The organism is Streptoverticillium reticulum, from assembly GCF_047456005.1.
GTDB lineage: Bacteria > Actinomycetota > Actinomycetes > Streptomycetales > Streptomycetaceae > Streptomyces > Streptomyces reticulum.
Genome location: NZ_CP179755.1, coordinates 3,063,758 through 3,085,959, shown reverse-complemented (window position 1 = coordinate 3,085,959; position 22,202 = coordinate 3,063,758). Strand labels below are relative to the sequence as shown.

The 22,202-nt window shown below is 72.6% G+C and carries 25 protein-coding genes; 15 read left to right on the top strand and 10 right to left on the bottom strand.

Annotation, left to right across the window (positions count from 1 at the left end):
- The first annotated feature begins 97 nt into the window (after positions 1 to 97).
- Both fdxA and dapC read left to right on the top strand, forming a co-directional pair.
- The gene (fdxA, locus tag ACMATS_RS13775; RefSeq protein ID WP_336414216.1) at positions 98 to 427 is read left to right on the top strand and encodes a ferredoxin; all 330 of its coding nucleotides are present in this window, start codon (positions 98 to 100) and stop codon (positions 425 to 427) included.
- Between the two features lie 140 nt (positions 428 to 567).
- Positions 568 to 1,662: a succinyldiaminopimelate transaminase gene (gene dapC / locus ACMATS_RS13770; protein WP_391152512.1), complete on the top strand. Its 1,095-nt coding sequence runs from the start codon at positions 568 to 570 to the stop codon at positions 1,660 to 1,662.
- An 82-nt stretch (positions 1,663 to 1,744) separates the two neighbouring features.
- Here dapC and ACMATS_RS13765 read toward each other — a convergent pair whose 3' ends face one another.
- Entirely contained in the window at positions 1,745 to 2,122 is a 378-nt protein-coding gene (locus ACMATS_RS13765; RefSeq protein WP_390776363.1) for an ATP-binding protein, read from the bottom strand.
- A gap of 290 nt (positions 2,123 to 2,412) precedes the next feature.
- Positions 2,413 to 3,309: a hypothetical protein gene (locus ACMATS_RS13760; protein WP_414168034.1), complete on the bottom strand. Its 897-nt coding sequence runs from the start codon at positions 3,307 to 3,309 to the stop codon at positions 2,413 to 2,415.
- 100 nt (positions 3,310 to 3,409) lie between these two features.
- Between ACMATS_RS13760 and dapE the strand changes: the two genes are divergently transcribed.
- On the top strand, positions 3,410 to 4,489 hold the full coding sequence (gene dapE, locus ACMATS_RS13755; protein WP_414168033.1) for a succinyl-diaminopimelate desuccinylase: 1,080 nt from the start codon (positions 3,410 to 3,412) through the stop codon (positions 4,487 to 4,489).
- Positions 4,490 to 4,561: 72 nt separating this feature from the next.
- A complete protein-coding gene (locus tag ACMATS_RS13750) occupies positions 4,562 to 5,311 on the top strand; it encodes a TIGR00730 family Rossman fold protein (protein WP_390776366.1) in 750 nt (249 codons plus the stop codon).
- Positions 5,312 to 5,333: 22 nt separating this feature from the next.
- On the opposite strand, the gene folP is transcribed toward ACMATS_RS13750, so the two are convergent.
- Positions 5,334 to 6,194, bottom strand: coding sequence for a dihydropteroate synthase (gene folP / locus ACMATS_RS13745; protein ID WP_391152514.1), 861 nt, complete (start codon positions 6,192 to 6,194; stop codon positions 5,334 to 5,336).
- A gap of 62 nt (positions 6,195 to 6,256) precedes the next feature.
- Between folP and ACMATS_RS13740 the strand changes: the two genes are divergently transcribed.
- Together ACMATS_RS13740 and ACMATS_RS13735 are read left to right on the top strand one after the other, a co-directional pair.
- A complete protein-coding gene (locus tag ACMATS_RS13740) occupies positions 6,257 to 6,664 on the top strand; it encodes a hypothetical protein (RefSeq protein WP_390776368.1) in 408 nt (135 codons plus the stop codon).
- On the top strand, positions 6,661 to 7,251 hold the full coding sequence (locus ACMATS_RS13735; RefSeq protein WP_390776369.1) for a DNA-3-methyladenine glycosylase I: 591 nt from the start codon (positions 6,661 to 6,663) through the stop codon (positions 7,249 to 7,251). Before ACMATS_RS13740 ends, ACMATS_RS13735 begins: the two co-directional genes overlap by 4 nt.
- Before the next feature lie 163 nt (positions 7,252 to 7,414).
- Here ACMATS_RS13735 and ACMATS_RS13730 read toward each other — a convergent pair whose 3' ends face one another.
- Positions 7,415 to 8,215, bottom strand: coding sequence for an enoyl-CoA hydratase-related protein (locus tag ACMATS_RS13730; protein ID WP_414168032.1), 801 nt, complete (start codon positions 8,213 to 8,215; stop codon positions 7,415 to 7,417).
- Positions 8,216 to 8,517: 302 nt separating this feature from the next.
- Here ACMATS_RS13730 and ACMATS_RS13725 point away from each other — a divergent pair, with 302 nt between their 5' ends.
- Entirely contained in the window at positions 8,518 to 8,685 is a 168-nt protein-coding gene (locus ACMATS_RS13725; protein ID WP_003985072.1) for a DUF3117 domain-containing protein, read from the top strand.
- 242 nt (positions 8,686 to 8,927) lie between these two features.
- Here ACMATS_RS13725 and ACMATS_RS13720 read toward each other — a convergent pair whose 3' ends face one another.
- Positions 8,928 to 9,596, bottom strand: a complete 669-nt coding sequence (locus ACMATS_RS13720) for an O-methyltransferase (protein WP_390776371.1) — start codon at positions 9,594 to 9,596, stop codon at positions 8,928 to 8,930.
- 179 nt (positions 9,597 to 9,775) lie between these two features.
- Between ACMATS_RS13720 and sigE the strand changes: the two genes are divergently transcribed.
- The 5 genes from sigE (at position 9,776) to ACMATS_RS13695 (ending at position 14,257) form a co-directional block, all read left to right on the top strand.
- Positions 9,776 to 10,543, top strand: coding sequence for an RNA polymerase sigma factor SigE (gene sigE, locus ACMATS_RS13715; RefSeq protein ID WP_171087405.1), 768 nt, complete (start codon positions 9,776 to 9,778; stop codon positions 10,541 to 10,543).
- Positions 10,540 to 11,229: a zf-HC2 domain-containing protein gene (locus ACMATS_RS13710; RefSeq protein ID WP_414168031.1), complete on the top strand. Its 690-nt coding sequence runs from the start codon at positions 10,540 to 10,542 to the stop codon at positions 11,227 to 11,229. Before sigE ends, ACMATS_RS13710 begins: the two co-directional genes overlap by 4 nt.
- 101 nt (positions 11,230 to 11,330) lie before the next feature.
- Complete coding sequence (locus ACMATS_RS13705; RefSeq protein WP_414168030.1) at positions 11,331 to 12,884, top strand: trypsin-like peptidase domain-containing protein; 1,554 nt, start codon at positions 11,331 to 11,333, stop codon at positions 12,882 to 12,884.
- A gap of 127 nt (positions 12,885 to 13,011) precedes the next feature.
- Positions 13,012 to 13,449: a sec-independent translocase gene (locus ACMATS_RS13700; protein ID WP_171087408.1), complete on the top strand. Its 438-nt coding sequence runs from the start codon at positions 13,012 to 13,014 to the stop codon at positions 13,447 to 13,449.
- 124 nt (positions 13,450 to 13,573) lie between these two features.
- Positions 13,574 to 14,257, top strand: a complete 684-nt coding sequence (locus ACMATS_RS13695; protein ID WP_390776374.1) for a hypothetical protein — start codon at positions 13,574 to 13,576, stop codon at positions 14,255 to 14,257.
- Positions 14,258 to 14,301: 44 nt separating this feature from the next.
- Here ACMATS_RS13695 and ACMATS_RS13690 read toward each other — a convergent pair whose 3' ends face one another.
- Genes ACMATS_RS13690 through ACMATS_RS13680 form a run of 3 tightly spaced genes read right to left on the bottom strand, consistent with a single transcriptional unit; the run spans position 14,302 to position 17,408 of the window.
- The gene (locus ACMATS_RS13690; RefSeq protein ID WP_390776375.1) at positions 14,302 to 15,462 is read right to left on the bottom strand and encodes an Mrp/NBP35 family ATP-binding protein; all 1,161 of its coding nucleotides are present in this window, start codon (positions 15,460 to 15,462) and stop codon (positions 14,302 to 14,304) included.
- 43 nt (positions 15,463 to 15,505) lie between these two features.
- On the bottom strand, positions 15,506 to 16,123 hold the full coding sequence (locus ACMATS_RS13685) for a DUF1003 domain-containing protein (protein ID WP_390776376.1): 618 nt from the start codon (positions 16,121 to 16,123) through the stop codon (positions 15,506 to 15,508).
- Positions 16,110 to 17,408: a magnesium transporter MgtE N-terminal domain-containing protein gene (locus ACMATS_RS13680; protein WP_390776377.1), complete on the bottom strand. Its 1,299-nt coding sequence runs from the start codon at positions 17,406 to 17,408 to the stop codon at positions 16,110 to 16,112. Before ACMATS_RS13680 ends, ACMATS_RS13685 begins: the two co-directional genes overlap by 14 nt.
- Positions 17,409 to 17,563: 155 nt before the next feature.
- On the opposite strand from ACMATS_RS13680, the gene ACMATS_RS13675 reads away from it, so the two are divergent.
- A complete protein-coding gene (locus ACMATS_RS13675) occupies positions 17,564 to 18,289 on the top strand; it encodes a hypothetical protein (RefSeq protein ID WP_414168029.1) in 726 nt (241 codons plus the stop codon).
- Positions 18,290 to 18,407: 118 nt separating this feature from the next.
- On the opposite strand, the gene ACMATS_RS13670 is transcribed toward ACMATS_RS13675, so the two are convergent.
- Positions 18,408 to 18,926: a hypothetical protein gene (locus tag ACMATS_RS13670; protein ID WP_390776379.1), complete on the bottom strand. Its 519-nt coding sequence runs from the start codon at positions 18,924 to 18,926 to the stop codon at positions 18,408 to 18,410.
- A gap of 32 nt (positions 18,927 to 18,958) precedes the next feature.
- Here ACMATS_RS13670 and ACMATS_RS13665 point away from each other — a divergent pair, with 32 nt between their 5' ends.
- Positions 18,959 to 19,909, top strand: coding sequence for a DMT family transporter (locus ACMATS_RS13665; protein WP_414168028.1), 951 nt, complete (start codon positions 18,959 to 18,961; stop codon positions 19,907 to 19,909).
- 14 nt (positions 19,910 to 19,923) lie between these two features.
- Here ACMATS_RS13665 and ACMATS_RS13660 read toward each other — a convergent pair whose 3' ends face one another.
- The gene (locus ACMATS_RS13660) at positions 19,924 to 21,042 is read right to left on the bottom strand and encodes a magnesium and cobalt transport protein CorA (RefSeq protein WP_390776381.1); all 1,119 of its coding nucleotides are present in this window, start codon (positions 21,040 to 21,042) and stop codon (positions 19,924 to 19,926) included.
- Between the two features lie 480 nt (positions 21,043 to 21,522).
- Between ACMATS_RS13660 and ACMATS_RS13655 the strand changes: the two genes are divergently transcribed.
- Complete coding sequence (locus tag ACMATS_RS13655) at positions 21,523 to 22,119, top strand: suppressor of fused domain protein (protein WP_414168027.1); 597 nt, start codon at positions 21,523 to 21,525, stop codon at positions 22,117 to 22,119.
- The last annotated feature ends 83 nt before the right edge of the window (positions 22,120 to 22,202 follow it).

Sequence of the window (22,202 nt, the reverse complement as noted above, 5' to 3'; positions counted from 1 at the left end):
TTGTTCGTCATGTGCCCGGGGAGGGAGATACTAGGTGTGGGCATCGACGACGCCGCGCTCCCGCGCGAGATTGGCCCTACCGAGGAGGAACGACAGCGTGACCTACGTCATCGCGCAGCCTTGTGTCGACGTGAAGGACAAGGCGTGCATCGAGGAGTGCCCCGTCGACTGCATCTACGAGGGCTCCCGGTCCTTGTACATCCACCCGGACGAATGTGTCGACTGTGGTGCCTGTGAGCCGGTCTGCCCGGTCGAGGCGATCTTCTACGAGGACGACACCCCGGAGGAGTGGAAGGACTACTACAAGGCGAACGTCGAGTTCTTCGACGAGCTCGGTTCGCCCGGTGGAGCCTCCAAGCTCGGCCTGATCGAGCGGGACCACCCCTTCATCGCCGAGCTGCCGGCGGACATCAACCCGCAGCACTGACGGCAGCCGCCCGCGGCCCCGTACGGCCTTGCGCCGTGCGGGGCCGCGGTGCTACGTGCCGCACCCCGGACGGACCACCCCAGCGCAAGAACCAGCACAAGAACCGGCACTAGAGCCAGCACAAGAGAGCGAGCGATCACGTGGGCGCAGTCTCCTCCCGTCTCCCCGTCTTCCCCTGGGACCGGCTCGAGCCGTACAAGGCCACGGCGGCCGCCCACCCGGACGGCATCGTCGACCTGTCGGTGGGCACCCCCGTCGACCCGGTCCCGGCGATCGTCCAGCAGGCCCTGACCGACGCCGCGGACAGCCCCGGCTACCCCACGGTGTGGGGCACGCCCGCGCTGCGCGACGCCCTGACCGGCTGGGCGGAGAGCCGCCTCGGCGCCCGGGGCATCGGCCACGCGAACGTGCTCCCGATCGTCGGCTCCAAGGAGCTGGTGGCCTGGCTGCCGACCCAGCTCGGTCTCACCGCGGGCGACAAGGTCGCCTACCCGCGCCTCGCCTACCCGACCTACGAGGTGGGCGCCCGGCTGGCCGGCGCCGAGCCCGTCGTCTACGACGACCCGACGGAGCTGGACCCCGCGGGCCTGAAGCTGCTCTGGCTGAACTCGCCGTCCAACCCCACCGGCCGCGTCCTGTCCCTCGACGAGCTGCGCCGCACGGTCGCCTGGGCCCGCGAGCACGGGGTGCTGGTCTTCAGCGACGAGTGCTACCTGGAGCTGGGCTGGGAGGCCGACCCGGTCTCCGTGCTGCACCCGGACGTCTGCGGCGGCTCGTACGAGGGCATCGTCGCCGTCCACTCGCTCTCCAAGCGCTCCAACCTGGCCGGCTACCGCGCCGCGTTCCTGGCCGGCGACGCCGCGGTGCTCGGCGAGCTGCTGCAGATCCGCAAGCACGGCGGGATGATGGTGGCCGCGCCCGTCCAGGCGGCCACCGTCGCCGCTCTCGGCGACTCCGCGCACGTCGCGGAGCAGCGCGAGCGTTACGCCCGCCGCCGGGCGAAGCTGCGCGCCGCGTTCGAGGCCGCGGGCTTCCGGATCGAGCACAGCGAGGCCTCGCTGTACCTGTGGGCCACCCGGGACGAGCCCTGCTGGGACACGGTCGCCGATCTGTCGAAGCGCGGCATCCTCGTCGCGCCGGGCGAGTTCTACGGTGCCGCGGGCGAGCGGTTCGTGCGGATTGCGTTCACCGCGACCGACGAACGGGTGGAGGCGGCGGTCCGTCGCCTGGCGTAGGCCCGGCACCCGTGATGCGAAAGGGGCCCGGGAGAGCGAGTCGCTCTCCCGGGCCCCTGCGCGTTCCGCGTGGGGAACGGCGTCAGCCGCCGATCGGCAGCTGCCCGGTGGGCAGGTGACCCGCGGCCCCGCCGAGGGCGCTGGTGGCGGAGCCGGTGAGCTGCTGGCCGGCCGCCTGGAGCTTCGGCGCGGTCTCGCTGCCGGTCTGCCCGACCACGTGCTTGGTCGTCTCGACGGCCTTGTTGCCGACCCCGGTCGCCATGCCTCCGGCCTTCGTGGTGGCCCCGGAAACGGTGTTGACCGCGTGCGAGGTGTCCGCCGCGCTCAGCCCGCTGGCCAGGTCGGGGGTCTGCGCCAGGTCCGCGGCGTTCGCGGCACCGGAGGCGCCGAGGACGGTGCCGGCGCCTGCTGCGACGAACAGGGCGACCTGGGCGATCCGACGCGTGAGGGGGAGGGACATGTTTCTCCTTGTGACGGAGTGAGAGGTCGATTGCTGTCCGGCGAGCGGACGCAGTGACTACCGCGTGAGTCCCTTGAAGGTTGCGGTGGACCGAGGTAAAGAGTTGGCAATGCATCGCATTATCGGCTCTGCAGGAAACCCGTCAAACCGGACCCGCCGAGCGGGTGCACAAAAGCGCTACAAGCCGTTCATCGCAAGGAAGTTGGGGCTTCTTCGGGAATGTGTGCGGACGGCTTGCCGGGCGGCAATTCCGGTACGCGGGGCGTACGTCCCGGGAGTGGTCCGTCGCACTACTGAACGGTGGTGATGTGCACCGTCGGAGCGGAACCGGCGTCCTTCTTGTCCTTCGACTTCTGCCAGCCGTCCTTCGCGTCCTCGGCGGTCCACACCTTGCCGTCGAAGGACACGCGCGCGATGCGCAGTTCGGCCGCGTGGGCCACCGCCCAGGACGCCAGCGCCCAGCCGCGCCGCTGCGTCCCGTCCTCCGGCGCCTGCGGCGACGGCTGCACGGGCACCGTCACCGTGCCCGCCCCGCTCGACATCACCGGCTGTACCGACGGGCCGAACTCGCGCTCCAGCTTGGAGCTCACCGCCGACGCGTCGCCCGCCTTGCCGTCCCCGGGGCTGGGCGTGCAGCTGAACGCGGCCGGCTGGCGGCCCGTGAGCGCCGACGCCAGCAGCGAGGCGTCCGGCTCGTGCTTGGCGTACGCCTGCGGGAAGCCGCTGCGCTGCACCTTCTGCGCGGCCACCGTCAGCGGCAGCCGCGAGTAGCCCGGCACCTGCACCAGGTGGTCGTAGAACTTCCCCACCGAGTAGACCGGGTCGGTGATCTGGGCCGCGGTGCCCCAGCCCTGCGTCGGCCGCTGCTGGAACAGGCCCAGCGAATCGCGGTCCCCGTGGTGGATGTTGCGCAGCCCCGACTCCTGCATCGCCGTGGCCAGCGCGATGGTCACGGCCCGCTCGGGCAGCCCGCGCGAGGTCCCCACGGCCGAGATCGTCGCCGCGTTCACCGCCTGCTCGGGCGAGAGGGCGTACGACTGTCCCTGGGCGCGGGCGGTGCACCGCGGGGCCCCCGGGCCGCCCGTCACCAGCTGGGCGATGCCATAGCCGATCAGTGCCAGCAACACGGCACAGGCGGCGACGGTCCGCAGCAATCGGCCACGACGGGCGGTGGAGATCCGGGGCATGCGCCCACGTTACTTGAGAGACGTGGCAACATCCGTCCCTGCCCTCCGCGCCGGGCCGTAGCGTTCCCGCCCGGCCCTACCGGCGGTTAGGCTCCAGGTCATGGACCCCATGGCACTCGACCTGTCCCTCGACGCAGCCGCCCTCACCGCCCGGCTGGTCGACATCCGTTCGGAGAGCGGTACGGAGAAAGAACTGGCCGATGCCATCGAGGCGGCGCTGCGCGACCTGCCGCATCTGACGGTCCACCGGTACGGCAACAACGTCGTGGCCCGCACAGGGCTGGGACGGGCCGAACGCGTCGTCCTCGCCGGGCACATCGACACAGTTCCCATTGCGGACAATGTGCCCTCCCGGCTGGACGAGAACGGCGTGCTCTGGGGCTGCGGCACCAGCGACATGAAGTCCGGCGTCGCCGTACAGCTGCGCGTCGCCGCGACCGTCCCCGAGCCCAACCGCGACCTCACGTTCGTCTTCTACGACAACGAGGAGGTCGCCGCCCACCTCAACGGCCTCGGCCACCTCGCCGACGCCCACCCGGAGTGGCTGGCCGCCGACTTCGCCGTGCTGCTGGAGCCCTCCGACGCCCAGGTTGAGGGCGGCTGCCAGGGCACCCTGCGGGTACTGCTGCGCACCGCCGGCGAGCGCGCCCACTCCGCCCGGAGCTGGATGGGCTCCAACGCCATCCACGGCGCCGCCCCGATCCTCGCGCGGCTGGCCGCGTACGAGCCCCGACGGCCCGTCATCGACGGCCTGGAGTACCGCGAGGGCCTCAACGCCGTCCGCATCGAGGGCGGGGTCGCGGGCAACGTCATCCCCGACGCCTGCACCGTGACGGTGAACTTCCGCTACGCCCCCGACCGCTCCCCGGAGGACGCCCTCGCCCACGTCCGCGAGGTCTTCGCGGAGTGCGGCATCGCGGAGTTCGTCGTCGACGACCACTCGCCCGGCGCCCTGCCCGGGCTCTCCCACCCGGCCGCCGTGGCCTTCATGGAGGCCGTGGGCGGCACCGCACAGCCCAAGTTCGGCTGGACGGACGTCTCCCGCTTCAGCGCGCTCGGCGTGCCCGCCGTCAACTACGGGCCCGGCGACGCGTTGTACGCGCACAAGCGCGACGAGCACGTGGCAGTCGAGAAGATCCACCACTGCGAGGAGCGGCTGCGCCGCTGGCTCACCTCCTGAGACATCCCGGCTGAAACATCCCGGGTGGGCCTACGCTGAACAGCAACGATCCGCAGCGGAGGGAGCGTACGCATGGTCAACCCCGAAGGGACGCGCGCACAGCGGGAACAGCGCCGGGGGCCGGTCGTCAGACGCCACGGCCAGATGCAGGCGGGCACCACCGACCAGCATCTGCTGGACACCCGCGGGACCGCGGACTGGGTGCACGAGGATCCCTTCCGGGTGCTGCGCATCCAGTCCGAGTTCGTCGAGGGCTTCGGTGCCCTCGCCGAACTGCCCCCCGCCATCAGCGTCTTCGGCTCCGCCCGCACCCGGCGCGGCACCCCGGAGTACAAGGCCGGGGTGGCCATCGGCCGCGGCCTGGTCGAGGCCGGCTTCGCCGTCATCACGGGCGGCGGCCCCGGCGCCATGGAGGCGGCGAACAAGGGCGCCATGGAGGCCGGCGGCATCTCCGTGGGCCTGGGCATCGAGCTGCCCTTCGAGCAGGGCATCAACCCGTACGTGAACCTGGGCGTCGACTTCCGCTACTTCTTCGTCCGGAAGACGATGTTCGTGAAGTACGCGAGCGGCTTCGTCGTCCTGCCCGGCGGACTGGGCACGCTGGACGAGCTCTTCGAGGCGCTCACCCTCGTCCAGACCAAGAAGGTGACGCGCTTCCCGATCGTCCTGTTCGGCACCGCGTACTGGCGGGGCCTGGTCGACTGGATGCGGGACACCCTCATCGCCCAGGGCAAGGCGGGCGCGGCCGACCTGCAGCTGTTCCACATCACGGACGACGTGGACGAGGCGATCGAGGTGGTGACGAAGGAGGCGGGGACGTAACGCCCCTGCCCGCCGCGCCCCGTCAGGCGAGCCCGCGCCGGGCCACCGCAGGTGCCCGGTGCCCGGCAATGGTGGCCACCATGTCCACCACCTGCTTCGTCTCGGCGACTTCGTGCACCCGGTACACCTGCGCCCCCAGCCACGCGGAGACGGCCGTAGTGGCGAGCGTCCCCAGCAGCCGCTCCTTGACCGGCTTGTCGAGCGTCTCGCCGACGAAGTCCTTGTTGGACAGCGAGACCAGCACCGGCCAGCCCGTCTCCGCCATCTCGCCCAGCCGGCGGGTCGCCTCCAGCGAGTGCCGGGTGTTCTTCCCGAAGTCGTGCCCGGGGTCGATCAGGATGCCGTCGCGCCGCACGCCCAGCGCGGCGGCGCGCTCGGCCAGGCCGAGCGTGACGTCGAGGATGTCCTGCATCACGTCGTCGTAGACCACCCGGTGCGGGCGGGTGCGCGGCTGGACGCCGCCCGCGTGCGTGCACACCAGGCCCGCCCCGTACCGGGCCGCGACCTCGGCCAGCTTCGGGTCCACGCCGCCCCACGCGTCGTTGAGCAGGTCGGCGCCCGCCTCGCAGACCGCCTCGCCCACCTCGTGCCGCCAGGTGTCCACGCTGATGACCACGTCGGGGTGGCGCCGGCGGACCTCCGCCACGAAGCCGACCGTGCGGCGCGCCTCCTCCTCGGCGGTGACCTCCTCGCCGGGACCGGCCTTGACCCCGCCGATGTCCACGATGGCCGCGCCCTCCGCGACGGCCTGCTCGACGCGGGCCAGCGCGGGCTCGTCGCGGAAGGTGGCGCCCTGGTCGTAGAAGGAGTCCGGGGTCCGGTTGACGATCGCCATGATCACCGGTTCGTGAGCGCCGAACTCGCGTCGTCCCAGCCGCAGCATCTTCCCAACTCCCTCTCCAAGGTCCGGCAGCGACCTTAGCTGTCTGTCGCTGTCGGTGCGGCATGGCACGATCGGAGTGGACGGTTCGGCTGACGGAGGACTACGGGGAGACGTTCGTGTTCTGGTTCCTGCTCATCGCGCTGGTCGTGGTGGTCGCCGCGGTCACCCTCGCCGTCGCCGGGGGAGGCGGGGGCGGGGCGCTGCCCGAGTCCGGGCCCGACGCGGCCTTCCGGCCGTTCCCCGCCCAGCGGCCGCTGGGCAGGGCGGACGTCGAGGCGCTGCGCCTGCCGGTGGCCCTGCGGGGCTACCGCATGACCGAGACCGACGACGCGCTCGACCGGCTCGGCGCCGAGCTCGCCGAGCGGGACGCGCGCATCGCCGAGCTGGAGGCGGCGCTGGCGGGCGCCCAGGCCGCGGCCATCGAGCGCGAGCGCCGGGCGCCGTCCGGCGAGGAGGAGGGACGGTCGTGAGCGGATCCGGAACGGTCGTCGGGCCGGACGGGCTGCGGCGCTGCCCGTGGGGCCTGGAGGCGGAGTCCATGGCGGACTACCGCGCGTACCACGACACCGAGTGGGGCCACCCGGTCCACGGCGACGACGCCCTCTTCGAGCGGATATGCCTGGAGGCCTTCCAGTCCGGGCTCTCGTGGCTGACGATCCTGCGCCGCCGGGAGGGCTTCCGCGCGGCCTTCGCGGGCTTCTCCGTCGCGAAGGTGGCGGCCTTCACGGAGGAGGACGAGGCGCGGCTGCTCGCCGACCCCGGCATCATCCGCAACCGCGCCAAGATCGCGGCGGCGGTCGGCAACGCGCGGGTCGCCGCGCAGCTGGGGGAGGGTGAGCTGGACGCCCTGGTGTGGTCGTACGCGCCCTCGGGCCGCCGGGCCGCCCCGCGCACGAGCGCGGACGTCCCGGCGGTGACACCGGAGTCGACGGCCCTGGCCAAGGACCTCAAGAAGCGGGGCTTCCGCTTCGTGGGCCCGACGACGGCGTACGCCCTCATGCAGGCGTGCGGGCTGGTGAACGACCACCTGGCCGGGTGCGCGGCGCGCGCGGCGTAGCCGGGCGCGCCGTAAGGGGCGCGGGGAACTGCGCGAACGGCCCTCACCGGCCCGCAGTCGACGCACTACCCCAGGGGTCCGGGGCGCAGCCCCGGGGTTCCTCGGCTGCGGGCGCGTCGTGGCTTGTCGCGCAGTTCCCCGCGCCCCTACGGGGCGCCCCGGCTCAGCGCCCCAAGAACCTCGGCTTCTCCTTCTTCACGAACGCCTCCACCGCGATGCGGTGGTCCTCCGCCGCGGCCGCCCGCGTCTGGAGTTCGTCCTCCTTGGCCAGCGCCTCGCCGAGAGGGCGCCCTGCCCCGTACGTGAGCGACTCCTTGATCGCCGCGTAGGCGACCGTCGGCCCCCCGGCGAGGCGCCGGGCCACGGCCTCCGCCTCGGCGGCCAGTTCCGCCGCCGGGACGACCCGGTTCGCGATGCCCAGTTCGCGGGCCTCCTCCGCGCTCACCGTGCGCGGGAAGAGCAGCAGGTCCGAGGCGCGGCTGTGGCCGATCAGGCGGGGCAGCGTCCAGGAGACGCCGGAGTCGGCGGTGAGGGCCACCCCGGCGAAGGAGGTCGTGAAGGACGCGGTGTCCGCGACGACCCGGTAGTCGGCCGCGAACGCGAAGCCCGCGCCCGCGCCGGCGGCCACGCCGTTGACCCCCGCCACGACCGGCTTCGGCATCTGCACGATGGCCGAGACGATCGGGTTGTAGTGCTCCGCGACGGTCGACATGGCCGTCGCCGTGCCGTGCTCGCGGTCGGCGGCCAGTGCGCCGATGTGTTCCTTGAGGTCCTGGCCCACGCAGAACGCCCGCCCGGTGGCGGTCAGCAGCACGGCCCGCACGGCGGGGTCCGCCGCGGCCTGCTGCAGGCTGTCCCGAAGACCGCACTTGGTCTCGGTGTTGAGCGCGTTCATGGCGTCGGGGCGATTCAGTGTGATCGTCGCGAGCCCGTCGGCCACCTCGTAGAGCACGGCGTCGGCCATGGTGCGGATCCCTCCCTCTCGGCTGCTGCGTCTGCGGGGCTCAGCATGCCGGAGATCATCCGCAGCCGATATGTGACCTGCATCAAAGAATCGGCTCCGTGTACGGGCGCAGCCCGGGGCCAGGGCGATGGCCCGATCCCCGAATTGAGTGGTTTTGCGGGAGGGCGTTGTCGAAGGGATGCGGACCGATGTTGGTCATTGGGTCGCGCGATGCGGGATAATGGCCTGGAAGCAATGTGTTCGATGCCGGTGACACCTGGGTTGTCGGCTGCGACGAGCTGGTTTCAGGAAGGGGAACGAGCATGGCGGCCATGAAGCCGCGGACGGGCGATGGCCCGCTCGAGGTGACCAAGGAGGGGCGGGGCATCGTCATGCGGGTTCCGCTCGAAGGCGGCGGTCGTCTCGTCGTCGAGCTGACCCCTGACGAGGCCAAGGCTCTCGGCGAGGCCCTGGAGAAGGTCACCGTCTGACGACGGCCCACAATCCCCCCACTGCCCTGTCGCCTCCGGCGCGGGGCAGTGGTGTTTTTCCGGGGCGCCCCGTCAGGGGCGCGGGGAACTGCGCGAGCAACCACGACGCACCCGCAGTCGAAGTACTCCCCCAGCTACCGCTGGGGGTACCCCCAGGTGCTGCGCCCCGGACCCCTGGGGTGGTGCGTCGACTGCAGGCCGTCGGTGGCTTGTCGCGCAGTTCCCCGCGCCCCTTCGGGGCGCTACCCGCGCCGGACGGCGCAGAGGAGTCCGTCCCCCACCGGGAGGAGCGACGGCATCAGCACCGTCGACTCCCGTACCGCCCGCAGCAGTTCCCGCACCCGCTGCACCTCCGCCGGAGGCGCCACGGTCGAGTCGACCGTGCGGCCGTCCGCGAAGACGCCCTCGAAGCAGACGAGTCCGCCGGGGCGCAGCAGGCGCAACGATTCCGCTAGATAGTCCAGGGACTCCATCCGGTCGCCGTCGCAGAAGACCAGGTCGTACCCGCCGTCGGCGAGCCGCGGCAGCACCTCCAGGGCGCGGCCGGGGATGAACCGCGCCCGGTTGCCGGCGAAACCGGCCGCGCGGAACGCCTGACGGGCGAACTGCTGGCACTCCGGGTCGCTGTCCACGGTGGTCAGCACGCCGTCCGGCCGCATGCCGTGCAGCAGATGGATACCGGACACCCCGGTACCGGTGCCGATCTCGGCGACGGCCTTGGCGTCCGCCGCACCGGCGAGCAGGCGCAGCGCAGCGCCGGTGCCGGACGACACCGAGCGGAGGCCCGCCTCCCGGGCCCGGTCCCGGGCCCAGCGCGTTGCCTCGTCCTCGGCTACGAACGCATCGGCGAACGCCCAGCTCGTCTGCCGGTTGCCGGTAATGGCCCTCTCCTGTCCCCGTGGTCGACGCACCCGTGACTGTATCCGCTGCCCACGGGAACCCGCAGATGGGACCGGGCGTTGGGAGAGGTGGAAGGCGGTGGCCGGATCCCGGCGCCGGCCGGCACGGTCCGGTGACGAGGGGATCACTCCAGGTCAAGGCCAAAAAGCGGGTCAAAAAAGCTTATCCGGAGCTAACGGGCGAGGTGGATATGGTAGGGGCTCCACTGGACACCACCAGAGCCGACAGGGGAGGTGCGGCTGCGGGCGGAGACCGCCGGGGAGTGCTGAGGCGCTTCCGCAGGTCCGCCGCCGAGCCGAAATCCGTGACCTACACCGCTGACAGTTCTCCCACCGCAGCCACCGCGACGTTCACCGCCGATGCGGATGCGCAGGCGTGGACTCCTCCCAGCTGGGAGGAGATCGTCAGCACGCACAGCGCACGGGTCTACCGCCTCGCCTATCGCCTCACGGGCAATCAGCACGATGCCGAGGACCTCACGCAGGAGGTCTTCGTCCGCGTCTTCCGCTCGCTGTCGACGTACACGCCGGGGACGTTCGAGGGGTGGCTGCACCGCATCACCACCAACCTCTTCCTCGACATGGTGCGTCGCCGGCAGCGCATCCGCTTCGATGCGCTCGGCGAGGACGCGGCGGAGCGGCTCCCCAGCCGGGAGCCGTCGCCCCAGCAGCACTTCAACGACACGCACTTCGACGCGGACGTCCAGCAGGCGCTGGACACCCTCGCCCCGGAGTTCCGGGCGGCGGTCGTGCTCTGCGACATCGAGGGCCTGTCCTACGAGGAGATCGCCGCGACGCTCGGCGTGAAGCTCGGCACCGTGCGCAGCCGTATCCACCGCGGCCGCTCCCACCTGCGCAAGGCGCTTCAGCACCGGTCGCCCGCCGCCCGGGCCGAGCGGCGCGAGCCGGCAGGGGTGGCCCCCGGAGTCCAGCTGAGTGGGGAGGTCGGGATCGCGTGACCGGTTCAGGCGGTCAGTCCCCCGCCGAGCATCACCTCGGCGACCGTCTCGCGGCACTGGTCGACGGGGAGTTGGGGCACGAGTCCCGGGAGCGGGTGCTCGCGCACCTCGCGACCTGCCGCACCTGTAAAGCGGAAGCCGACGCGCAGCGCCGGCTCAAGAGCGTTTTCGCGGAGGCAGCGCCTCCGCCACTTTCCGCAGGGCTGCTCGCCCGGCTGCAGGGCCTGCCGGGCAGCGAGGGCGGAGACTCCGACCGGGGCGCCGGCGGCCAGGGAAAAGCCGCCGGCTTCGGCGCTCTCCCCGGGCCGGCGTTCACCCTCCTCCCGGCCGTCGCCCCACAGCCCCGTGACAGCGGTTTCCGGATCCACGAGGTCGAGCGCGGCAGCGGCACCCGCCGCCGCTTCGCGTTCGCGGCGGCCGGAGCGGTGTCGCTGGCGGCCCTCGCACTGGTCGGCGCCCAGCCGTTGGAGACCCCGGCCGACCCGGTGCGGGCCCGCGCGGGCGACCCGGGCGTGACGACGACCTCGCTGAACATGACGCCGGACCTGGCGCCGGGCCGCTTCGCGGACAACGACCCTTACGCGGCACCGCAGCCGGCCTTCAGCGCGGCCCTGCTGCGCCCGTCCGGCGCCCCGGTCCTCCCGCCGCTGGCGCGCGCCTCGCTCCCCGTGCACGCCACCCGCTGATTCCCGCCATCGCCCCGGGGCCCGGTCCGCGGGCCCTCCGGGACCTGGAAGAATCCTCCCCGGACGGCGGGCCCTGAGGGCGGGACAGTGGGGGAAACACGATGGACCAGGCGGAATCGGCTGCGCCGCGCACCACGAAGGGCGCCCTCGAGGCCGCGTACCCCCGCCCCACGATCCCGTCCCAGCCGACTGCCGCCCCGGGCGAGCAGCCGCCGTCCCGCACGGCCGGGGCCCCGGCGCAGCCGGATGCGGCACCCGGCCAGGGCGCCGCGCACCTCGAGGCCGTCGTCCCGGCGCAGCCGACTGCCGTGCCGTACGGGCCGGTTGCGGCCCGTACGGCCGACGCGCATCCCGAGCCCGCGACTTCGGCGTCCGGGACGCCCGGTCCGGAGAGCTCGCCCATCACTGACGCACCGTCAGGCGGCCCGGCGCACGCACCCGATCCCCACGGCACGCCCGCGTCCTGGACGCCCGGGCCGTGGCGGTACGACCCCTGGGCCGTCGTGCCCGGGCAGCGGTCCGCCGCCGGGTCCTCGGCGCGCCGTCGGCGGATCGTCGGCGGGGCCGTGCTCGTGGCGCTCGTCGCGGGCGCCGTCGGCGGCGGCGTCGGGGCCTGGCTCCAGCGGGACGGCTTCGGGCGCACCCTGAACCTGCCGCAGACGGCCGCCGGCGACCGGCCCGCCGACCGGGCACCCGGCAGCGTCTCCTGGATCGCCGCCCGGGCCCTGCCGGGCGTGGTCACCCTCCACGTGAGCGGCAGCGGCGAGAGCGGCACCGGCACCGGATTCGTCCTCGACAAGCAGGGCCACATCCTCACCAACAACCACGTGGTGCAGCCCGCGGGGCAGAACGGATCCATCACGGTGACGTTCAACGGCGGCCAGACCGCCAGGGCCACCGTCGTCGGCCGGGACAGCGGCTACGACCTGGCCGTCGTCAAGGTGTCCGGCGTGTCCGGCCTCACCCCGCTGCCGCTGGGCAACTCCGACTCCGTCCGCGTCGGCGACTCCGTCGTCGCCATCGGCGCCCCCTTCGACCTCCCGGGCACCGTCACCACGGGGATCATCAGCGCCAAGGAGCGCCCGATCACCGCGGGCGGGAAGCAGGAGGGCACCGACATCAGCTACGTCGACGCCCTGCAGACCGACGCCGCGATCAACCCCGGCAACTCCGGCGGCCCCCTGATGGACTCCGCGGGCCGGGTCGTCGGCATCAACAGCGCCATCCGCTCCGCGGGCGGCACCTCCGGCGAGCCCGGGCAGAGCGGCGGCGCGCAGGGCGGCAGCATAGGCCTCGGCTTCGCCATCCCCGTCAACCAGGCCAGGCGCGTCGCCGAGGAGCTCATCAACACCGGCCGTGCCACCCATGCGGTCATCGGGGTGACCCTCGACATGGCCTACACGGGTGACGGCGCCCGGGTGAACACCAAGGGCGCCGACGGCCCGCCCGTCACCCCCGGCGGCCCCGGCGACAAGGCGGGCATCCGGGCCGGCGACGTGATCAGGGCGGTGGACGGGGTCCGGGTGCACAACGGCCAGGAGCTGATCGTCAAGGTCCGCAGCCACCGCCCCGGCGACCGCCTCCGGCTCACCGTCGAACGCGACGGGCGCGCGCACACGGCCGCGCTGACCCTGGGCTCGGCCGGCTCCGGCTGACCCGCCGGCCCCCTGCCCCGGCCCTTGGCCTGTTGTTGGCCGAGGCGTCTCCCACCCACCTCTTCCGGCCAGGTACCGTGATAGGCGGCCTGCATCCTCGGCCACCGACGCATCAAGGAGCTGCAACGTGCTCGACATAGGACCCCTCGAGCTGGTCTCGCTCGTCGTCCTTGCGGTGCTCATCTTCGGCCCGGACAAGCTGCCGAAGGTGATCCAGGATGTGTCGCGCACGCTGCGCAAGATCCGGGAGTTCTCCGACAACGCCAAGCAGGACATCCGCTCCGAGCTCGGCCCGGAGTTCAAGGACTTCGAGTTCCAGGACCTGCACCCCAAGACGTTCGTCCGCAAGCACGTGATGGAGAACGAGGAGCTGGGGCTGAAGGAGATCCGCAACGGCTTCGACTTCAAGTCCGAGATGGGCGAGATCACCGACGCGGTGCACGGCCGTACGGACGTCCCCGCCGCCGCGGGCGGCCCCGATCTGACGAAGAAGCCCGACCTCCACAAGCCGCAGGAGCGCCTCCAGCCGGGCGAACGGCCCCCCTTCGACGCCGACGCCACCTAGAACCGCGCGGCCCGCGCATCCGGGGCCCCATTGACGCAGGTGGCTATCCTCCCTTTGTTTGGGAGCAGCCGCCCGCGGTGGGCAGGCGTCCCGGTCGACGGGGCTACGAGGAGGCGCGGCGCAGATGGAGACGACGAGTCGGGCAGTGGCACAGGGCACCGGTTCGGCCGACGACGGCCCACAGGGTGCGTCCGGCACCCGGCGTCCGGTCGACGGCTATCTGATGGCGGCCTTCCCCTGGTACGGACTGGACGAGGCCCATACGGGCCGGCGCTGGCTGATGCAGGTCGGCGCCGCCGCCGACGGCACCGTGGAGCACGGCTCCACGGGCCACGGCGAGGAGCCCTCGCTGCTGCGCACCGGGCGCGCCGTCCCGGGGGCGGAGCGCCGCCGCTTCGCCGTCGTGGTGACCGTCGCGGGCCGCCCGGTGCGGCGCAGCGCCGACGGCACGGGCGTGCTGGAGGCCACCTCGGTCTCCTCGGCCGCCTGGCTGGCGGGTTCGGGCCTGCTGTCCTGCACCTGGCCCGCACAGATGGAGCGGGCCCTGCGGCAGGACTGGCTCGACCAGCAGACGGCCCTCGCCTGGGAGCTGGCCGACCACATGGACGAGGCCCCGTGGACGGCGCTCTCGCTGCCGGTGGACGGGGTGCCGACGGAGTTCCGCTACCGGGAGTCCGAGTACGGCTGGGTGCTGGCCGGCTCGCCCGAGGAGGGCGGCGTCCATCTGGGTGCGTACGGCCGGGGGATGAGCGCGTACGGCATGGGCTTCTCGGTGATCAAGGACATCACGGCGTACGCGGAACGGTAAGGGGCGGCCTCAAGGGAGGCCGCCCCTTACTGCTGTCCGTGCCGTCAGAACTTGTTGCGCGGCGTGATGCCCAGCGACATGCCGGACAGCCCGCGCTGGCGGCCGCCCAGCTTGCCCGCGATGGCCCGCAGCGCGCTGCCCGCGGGCGACTCCGGGTCGGTCAGCACGACGGGCTTGCCCTCGTCGCCGCCCTCGCGCAGCCGGACGTCGATCGGGATCGAGCCCAGCACCGGGACGTTGGTGCCCGTCGTGCGGGTCAGCCCGTCGGCGACCAGCTGGCCGCCGCCCGTGCCGAACACGTCGACCATCTCGTCGCAGTGCGGGCACGGCAGCCCGGACATGTTCTCCACGACGCCGACGATCTTCTGGTGCGTCTGCACGGCGATCGAACCGGCCCGCTCGGCCACCTCGGCCGCGGCCTGCTGAGGCGTCGTCACGACGAGGATCTCGGCGTTGGGCACCAGCTGGGCGACGGAGATGGCGATGTCGCCGGTGCCCGGCGGCAGGTCCAGCAGCAGCACGTCCAGGTCGCCCCAGTAGACGTCCGCGAGGAACTGCTGCAGCGCGCGGTGCAGCATCGGGCCGCGCCAGACGACCGGGGCGTTGCCCGGGGTGAACATGCCGATCGAGATGACCTTCACGCCGTTCGCCGACGGCGGCATGATCATGTTCTCGACCTGGGTGGGCCGGCCGTCGGCGCCCAGCATGCGCGGCACGGAGTGGCCGTAGATGTCCGCGTCCACGACGCCCACCTTCAGCCCGTCCGCGGCCATGGCGGCCGCCAGGTTGACCGTCACCGAGGACTTGCCGACGCCGCCCTTGCCGGAGGCCACCGCGTACACCCGGGTCAGCGAGCCGGGCTTGGCGAACGGGACCTCGCGCTCGGCCTGTCCGCCGCGCAGCGAGGCCGCGAGCTCGCGGCGCTGCTCGTCGCTCATCACGTCCAGCTCGACGGTGACGCCCGTGACGCCCTCGACGCGGCCGACCGCCTCCTGCACCAGCGAGGTGATCTTGTCCCGCATGGGGCAGCCGGCGACCGTCAGGTAGACCGCCACCGCGACCGCACCGCCGGCCGCGATCTCCACCGATTTGACCATCCCCAGCTCGGTGATGGGTCGCTGGATCTCGGGGTCGTTCACCGTCGCGAGCGCGGCGCGGATCGCGTCCTCACCCGGGGCGGCGGTGCCGTTCGTTTCGGTAGCCATAGGTCTGATGGTACGGCCCGGTACGGGCCCCGGGGAAAGGCCTTCAGCGGTCGGCTTCCTCACTCTCCCGGGGGAATACGCGCCGCTGTTCCAGCTCCCTGACCAGGTCCTGGAACTCCGAGCGGATCCAGTCCCGCGTCGCCACCTCGCCGAGGCCCATGCGCAGCCCCGCGATCTCCCGGGTCAGGTACTCGGTGTCGGCGATGGACCGCTCGTTCTGCTTGCGGTCCTGCTCCAGGTTGACCCGGTCGCGGTCGTCCTGGCGGTTCTGCGCGAGCAGGATCAGCGGCGCGGCGTACGAGGCCTGCAGGGACAGCACGAGCGTCAGGAAGATGAACGGGTAGGGGTCGAACCGCAGATGGTGCGGGACCGTGGTGTTCCACACCAGCCAGACGATGATGACGACGGTCATCCAGACGATGAAGCGCCCGGTGCCCAGGAACCGGGCGATCCGCTCCGAGAGCCGGCCGAAGGCCTCCGGGTCGTACTCCGGCAGCCAGCCGCGCCGCTTCACCCGCGGCACGTCCAGCCGGGCGCGCGGATGCGGATGGCCGTGCGGGTGGACGGCCGCCGACTCCGCCTTCACGCGTTCGGCGGACCGGTCGGGGCGCAGCCCCGCCCCGGTCGGCACGGCGTCCCGGCCGCGGTCACGGCTTCCCATGAGTGGCCTCCCGGATGTCGCTCATGCCCAGCGCGCCGTGGTGCAGTTCCGTCTCGCGCCAGTCCTCGGGCAGCAGGTGGTCCAGGACGTCGTCGACGGTGACCGCGCCCAGCAGCGAGCCGCTCTCGTCCACGACGGGCGCGGCGACCATGTTGTACGTGGCCAGGTAGCTGGTGACGGCGGGCAGCGGGGTGTCCGGCGCCAGGGGCCGCAGGTCGGTGTCGGTGATCGAGCCGACGAGCGTGAACGGCGGGTCCCGCAGCAGCCGTTGGAAGTGCACGGTGCCCAGGTACTTGCCCGTCGGCGTCTCGTCCGGCGGCCGGCAGACGTAGACCTGCGCGGCGAGCGCGGGGGAGAGGTCGGGGTTGCGGACCCGGGCCAGGGCGTCGGCCACGGTCGCGTCCGGGCGCAGCACGATCGGCTCGGTCGTCATCAGCCCGCCCGCGGTCCGCTCCTCGTAGGCCAGCAGCCGCCGCACGTCCGCCGCGTCGCCCGGCTGCATCAGCGTCAGCAGCCGCTCCTTGTCGTCCTCGGGCAGCTCGGAGAGCAGGTCGGCCGCGTCGTCGGGGTCCATCGCCTCCAGGACGTCGGCGGCGCGCTCCTCCTGGAGCTTGCCCAGGATCTCGATCTGGTCGTCCTCCGGCAGCTCCTCCAGGACGTCCGCCAGCCGGTCGTCGTCGAGGGCCGCGGCCACCTCGGACCGGCGCTTGGGCGAGAGGTGGTGCAGGACGTTGGCGAGGTCGGCGGGGCGCAGCCGCTCGAAGGTGGCCAGCAGGTTCTCGGCGCCCTGCCCGTGCTCCTCGAGCGAGAAGCCGGTGACGGCCGACCACTCGACGGTCAGCGTCTCGCCCTTGCGGCGCAGCGCGCCGCCCTTGCCCCGGCGGACGAAGACCTTGTCGATCTCCCAGTCGCGGCGGGCCGGCAGCTGGGTGATGGACACGTCCAGCACCGTCACCTCCTCGTCCCCGTCCACCAGGCGCACCCGCCGGTCCAGCAGTTCGCCGAGGACGAGGGTCTCGGTCGGGCGCTGCTCGAAGCGCCGCATGTTGATCACTCCGGTCGTGATGACCTGGCCGGACTCCACCCCGGTCACCCGGGTCATGGGCAGGAAGATCCGCCGCCGGCTGACGACCTCCACGACCAGTCCGAGGACGCGCGGCGGCCGGCCGCCCACGCGCAGCATCGCCACGAGGTCGCGCACCCGGCCGACCTGGTCCCCGTTCGGGTCGAAGACGGCCACGCCCGAAAGATGCGAGACGAACACCCGGGGGGCGCCTGCTGCCATGCCGCGCACCTCCTCTCGTGTCCGGTTCAGGCTAACGTGACCGGCTTCCTCCCGCCGGGGGGAAGCGGCCGTACGGACTCGGGGCTTCCGCTCCGTTCGGGCCCGGGTACGCTGCCGCTGCCGTACTCCCGCCGGTCACAGGAGGCAGAGCAGACGTGCGAACCCGGAACGCGGCCCTCGGGGCGGCGCTGTGCGCCGTGCTCTCCACGGCGCTCACGGCCTGCGGCGGCAAGGAGGACCCCGACGCGGGGACGAACGGCGTCGGCAAGCTCGGCGCCGCCGCCATCCAGCAGAAGACGCGGTCCGCGGCGCGGTCCGCGGACGCGGTGCACCTGTCCGGCAACGTCGTCAGCCAGGGCCGCACGTACCGCATCGACATGCGGCTGAAGAAGAACGGCGGCACGGGCCGGGTCTCCTCGTCCGACACCGGGGCCGGCGCCTTCGAGCTGCTGCGCACCGGGGACGACCTCTACCTGAAGGCGCCCGCCGCGTTCTGGTCCAAGGGCGCCGCCTCGGCCTCGGCCAAGCTGGAGGGCAAGTACGTCAAGGTGCCGGCCGCGGACCCCTCGTACCCGCAGCTGCGGGGCTTCACCGAGAAGGACGCCCTGCTGGACGGCCTGCTCGGGCTGCACGGCACCCCGAGCCGCGGGGAGCACGGCAAGGTGGGCGGCGTCCCCACGATCAGCGTCAACGGCGGCAGCAAGGGCAGCGGCGGCACGCTCGACGTCTCGCTCTCAGGCGAACCGTATCCGCTGCGCGTGCAGCGGGCGGGTGGTGCCGGTCAGCTGGAACTGGGCGACTGGGGCAAGGACTTCGCCCTGACGCCTCCGGCGAAGGGTGAGACGGTCGACTACGGGAAACGGATCCCCTCCGGGGACTGAGGCCCGGTTCTTCGGGTGCGGGTCCGGCTGTGGTTGCTCGCGCAGTTCCCCGCGCCCCGGCCCCGTAAGGGGCGCGGGGAACTGCGCGACCAGCCAACGACTACCCGCAGCCGAATGCTCAGCGCCTCCGCTTGCGCAGCAGCCGCGGCAACGCTGCCGGCATCGCCTTCCGCGTCGTGGCCGGCGAGGCCACCGGCACGGCCGCCAAGGAGCCGTCCGGCAACGGCTCCACCCCGTCGCCGCGAGGCTCCAGGCGGAGCACCCGGCACTCGCGGGCCCACCGCTCCTCGATGCCCTCGGCATCCACGGCGTTCAGCCGCTTCCCCTTCAGCTCCGCCACGGCGGCGCCCCACGCCTCGCCCCCCGCAGGGAGCTCGCTGACCCGCGCGGTGAACGTGACGAGCCGGCCGCCCTTGTCCTTGCTGCGCACCGTCACCGTGGCGGTGCCCCCGTCCTCCAGGCCGAGGCCGTCCAGCGGCTGTTCGCCGGCGCCGCCGCCGACCAGGCACACGGCGCCCTCGTGCCACACGTGCCACAGCGCACGGCTGGGCCCGGCGGGGCCCTGCAGCCAGATCAGGCCCGACTTCCTGGCGGCCTCTTCGATCAGCGCACGTGACAGCGCTTCCGTCTCGGTCATGCACCCACCTTAGGTGGACCTAGGCTGGTGGGGTGAGTGCTGCCCCCACCCGACGCGACGCGATACGCACCGTCCCCGCGGACCCCGCGGGGACGGTCTCCCCTGCTGCCCTGCGCATCGAGGGACTGCTGCTCGCGACGGCCATCGCATCCGTCTCGTTCTCCGCGCCGCTCATCGCCGCCACCGCGGCCCCGGCCCTCGCCGTCGCGTTCTGGCGCAACGCCATGGCGGTCGGCGCGCTGACCCCGTTCGCGCTCGTGCGCCACCGCGCGGAGCTGCGCGGCATCGGCCGGCGGGAGGTCCTGCTGACCGTGGGGGCCGGCGTGCTGCTCGCGCTGCACTTCGGGATGTGGCTGCCGAGCCTGCACATGACGTCCGTCGCCTCCTCGACGGCGCTGTGCACCACCACCCCGATCTGGACGACCCTCGTGCTGCGGCTGCGCGGCCACCGCCCGCCCGCGCTCGTCTGGGGCGGCACCGCGGTCGCGTTCCTCGGGGTCGTGATCCTGACGGGCCTCGACCTGTCGCTCTCGACCCGCGCCCTGGCCGGCGACGCGCTCGCGCTCGCGGCCGGCATGGCGGCCGCCGGGTACGTCCTGCTGGGCGCGGAGGTGCGCCGGACGGTGGGCACGGTCCCGTACACGTACGTCTGTTACACGACCACGGCCGTTCTCCTGCTCGTCACCTGTCTGATCAGCGGCAGTGCGCTCGGCGGCTACAGCGGGGTGACCTGGCTGAAGCTGGCGGCGCTGACCGTCACAGCGCAACTGCTCGGTCACTCGCTCATCAACAGGGTGGTCAAGAGCCTCGGCCCGTCGGTCACTTCGACGGCCATCCTGCTGGAGACGCCAGGCGCTGCGCTCATTGCCGCCCTGTGGCTCGGTCAGTTGCCGCAGACGGCCGCCTACCCGGCGCTCGTGGTGATCCTGGTGGGTCTCGCCCTGGTCATCATGGGCGACCGCCGCGGCAAGCAGCAGGCGTAGCCGTAGCCCTGGCCCTACAGCCAGCCGTTGCGCTTGAAGCCGCGGTGGATCGTGACGCAGATGCCGACCGTGACGAGCATGACGAGCGGGTAGCCGTACTTCCAGTGCAGTTCCGGCATGTTGTCGAAGTTCATGCCGTACACGCCCGCGATCATCGTCGGCACGGCGCAGATCGCGGCCCAGGACGTGATCTTGCGCATGTCCTCGTTCTGCGCGACGGAGGCCTGCGCGAGGTTGGCCTGCAGAATGGAGTTGAGCAGGTCGTCAAAAGAGACCACTTGCTCGTGCACGCGCGCCAAGTGGTCGGCGACGTCACGGAAGTACTTCTGGATGTCCGGGTCGACCAGCCGCATCGGGCGCTCGCTCAGCAGCTGCATGGGCCGCATCAGCGGGGTCACCGCCCGCTTGAACTCCAGGACTTCGCGCTTGAGCTGGTAGATGCGGCCCGCGTCGCCGCCGCGCGACGTGCCCTTGCCGGAGACCGAGAAGACGTCGATCTCGACCTCGTCGATGTCGTCCTGCACGGCGTCGGCGACGGCTATGTACCCGTCGACCACCTGGTCGGCGATGGCGTGCAGCACGGCCGAGGGGCCCTTGGCGAGCAGCTCGGGCTCGTCCTGCAGGCGGTGGCGCAGAGCGCGCAGCGAGCCGTGGCCGCCGTGCCGGACGGTGATGATGAAGTCGGGCCCGGTGAAGCACATCACCTCGCCGGTCTCCACCACCTCGCTGGTGGCGGTGAGTTCGGCGTGCTCGACGTAGTGGATGGTCTTGAAGACGGTGAACAGCGTGTCGTCGTAGCGCTCGAGCTTGGGCCGCTGGTGGGCGTGGACCGCGTCCTCCACGGCCAGCGGGTGCAGGCCGAACTCCTTGGCGATGCCGGCGAACTCCTGCTCCGTGGGCTCGTGCAGCCCGATCCAGACGAAGCCGCCCTCGGCCCGCACCCGGCGCACGGCCTCGGCGGGGCCGACGTGTGCGCTCAGCCGTCGGCCGTCGCGGTAGACGGCGCAGTCCACGACGGCGCTGCTGGCGGCCGGGTCGCAGGCGACGGAGTACGTGTACGAGGAGCCGGAGGCGGCATGGCCGCGCCGCAGGGCGGGGCGGACGGCGGCGCGCAGGTCACGGATCATCGACAAGGCAGGCTCCTTCACGGGCCGGCCGTCGGCAAGTGCAGCAAACGCGGCCTGAATCGCAGACGTGCGACACGTCCGTGAATCGGGCGGCGCTTCGCGTGTTGCACAGGGCTGACGGCACTTCGCGGGAAACGTCCCGGAGAACGCAGTGAACACGGAACAAAGCGGAAAGCGGGCGGAGGGCGCTCTTCCGTCACGTGCTGCGGGCGCAGGAGCACTTCCGGTGCTGCTGCCGGCCGAGAGGCCGGCCGCGGAAGGCTTCGGGTCAGGCGGAGTACGGGTGCGTCCGGAGCGGGCAGACGGGAGAACTGCCGGTACTGCACGGTCGACTAGGATCCACCGCAGCCCCACCTCCTCCGGCCGGTCCCCGCTGGGGGACGAACGTCACGCACTTGACCAGGGGTCAAGGCCCGTCAAGGCTAGCAGCCGTCCGGCGTACCCTTGCCCGCTTTGCTTGTTCGATACGCGTTCTATGCTCACGGCATGTCAGACGTTCTCGCACGGGTCGAGGCCCGGCTGCGCTCGGCGCTCGGCGAGCCGGACGCCCGCGCCGCGGTGACCTTCCTGGGCACCGACCGCATCGAGGTCCTCCGCTTCGCGGCCGCAGATGACGCGGGCGACGTCGTCCGCTACGCCACGCTCGGTATGTCCGCCCAGCCGATGGCCGACCCGACGTCCCCCCTCGCCGACCCGGTCCGCGGCCCCCGCGCCGAGCTGCTCCTCACCGTCCGCACCGGCCGGGCCGACACGGACAAGGTCCTCCGCCCGCTGGCGGTGCTCGCCGCGTCCCCCCAGGTCGAGGGCCTCGTCGTGGCCACCGGTGCCTCGCTGGACACCGGTGAACCGCTGTGGCCGGGGGCGCCCTTCACCTCCGTGCTCGTCGCCGAGTCCGGCGGGCTGGTGGAGGACCTGGAACTGGACGATCCCATGGACCCCGTCCGCTTCCTCCCCCTCCTTCCCATGACCCCCAACGAGGCCGCCTGGAAGCGCGTCCACGGGGCCGCCGCGCTGCAGGAGAAGTGGCTGAAGCACGGCACCGATCTGCGCGACCCGCTGCGGCCGGGTGTGTCCCTGGAGTGACGATCGGGCCACGGCGCTCCGGTGCGGCCCTCCGGACGGGTGATCGTCCTTGACGCGGCGGCAACCCGGTAGGACCGTTGGAG

Bases quoted from the DNA above. Each gene is read 5' to 3' on its own strand.
- ACMATS_RS13765 (WP_390776363.1), bottom strand. From the start codon at position 2,122: ATGTCCCTCCCCCTCACGCGTCGGATCGCCCAGGTCGCCCTGTTCGTC.
- ACMATS_RS13760 (WP_414168034.1), bottom strand. From the start codon at position 3,309: ATGCCCCGGATCTCCACCGCCCGTCGTGGCCGATTGCTGCGGACCGTC.
- dapE (WP_414168033.1), top strand. From the start codon at position 3,410: ATGGACCCCATGGCACTCGACCTGTCCCTCGACGCAGCCGCCCTCACC.
- ACMATS_RS13750 (WP_390776366.1), top strand. From the start codon at position 4,562: ATGGTCAACCCCGAAGGGACGCGCGCACAGCGGGAACAGCGCCGGGGG.
- folP (WP_391152514.1), bottom strand. From the start codon at position 6,194: ATGCTGCGGCTGGGACGACGCGAGTTCGGCGCTCACGAACCGGTGATC.
- ACMATS_RS13740 (WP_390776368.1), top strand. From the start codon at position 6,257: ATGGCACGATCGGAGTGGACGGTTCGGCTGACGGAGGACTACGGGGAG.
- ACMATS_RS13730 (WP_414168032.1), bottom strand. From the start codon at position 8,215: ATGGCCGACGCCGTGCTCTACGAGGTGGCCGACGGGCTCGCGACGATC.
- ACMATS_RS13725 (WP_003985072.1), top strand. From the start codon at position 8,518: ATGGCGGCCATGAAGCCGCGGACGGGCGATGGCCCGCTCGAGGTGACC.
- sigE (WP_171087405.1), top strand. From the start codon at position 9,776: ATGGTAGGGGCTCCACTGGACACCACCAGAGCCGACAGGGGAGGTGCG.
- ACMATS_RS13705 (WP_414168030.1), top strand. From the start codon at position 11,331: ATGGACCAGGCGGAATCGGCTGCGCCGCGCACCACGAAGGGCGCCCTC.
- ACMATS_RS13695 (WP_390776374.1), top strand. From the start codon at position 13,574: ATGGAGACGACGAGTCGGGCAGTGGCACAGGGCACCGGTTCGGCCGAC.
- ACMATS_RS13690 (WP_390776375.1), bottom strand. From the start codon at position 15,462: ATGGCTACCGAAACGAACGGCACCGCCGCCCCGGGTGAGGACGCGATC.
- ACMATS_RS13685 (WP_390776376.1), bottom strand. From the start codon at position 16,123: ATGGGAAGCCGTGACCGCGGCCGGGACGCCGTGCCGACCGGGGCGGGG.
- ACMATS_RS13680 (WP_390776377.1), bottom strand. From the start codon at position 17,408: ATGGCAGCAGGCGCCCCCCGGGTGTTCGTCTCGCATCTTTCGGGCGTG.
- ACMATS_RS13670 (WP_390776379.1), bottom strand. From the start codon at position 18,926: ATGACCGAGACGGAAGCGCTGTCACGTGCGCTGATCGAAGAGGCCGCC.
- ACMATS_RS13655 (WP_414168027.1), top strand. From the start codon at position 21,523: ATGTCAGACGTTCTCGCACGGGTCGAGGCCCGGCTGCGCTCGGCGCTC.